Origin of the sequence: Escherichia sp. MR, from assembly GCF_005280595.1 — a bacterium.
GTDB classification, from domain to species: Bacteria; Pseudomonadota; Gammaproteobacteria; order Enterobacterales; family Enterobacteriaceae; genus Escherichia; species Escherichia ruysiae.
Genome location: NZ_SZVK01000145.1, coordinates 1 through 287 on the forward strand (window position 1 = coordinate 1; position 287 = coordinate 287).

Sequence of the window (287 nt, forward strand, 5' to 3'; positions counted from 1 at the left end):
TACGGCGTGCGTGCTGACAACGATCTGGTTGATATGATCAAGCAGTTCGGTCCGCGTATTTACTTCACCCATCTGCGTTCCACCATGCGTGAAGATAACCCGAAAACCTTCCACGAAGCGGCGCACCTGAACGGTGACGTTGATATGTACGAAGTGGTGAAAGCGATTGTTGAAGAAGAACACCGTCGTAAAGCGGAAGGCAAAGAAGACCTGATCCCGATGCGTCCGGACCACGGTCATCAGATGCTGGACGACCTGAAGAAGAAAACCAACCCAGGTTACTCCGC

General features: G+C 52.3%; 1 protein-coding gene. It reads left to right on the top strand.

Annotation, left to right across the window (positions count from 1 at the left end):
- On the top strand, positions 1-287 hold a 287-nt coding region (locus FC814_RS22660), incomplete at both ends, for a mannonate dehydratase (RefSeq protein ID WP_170967967.1).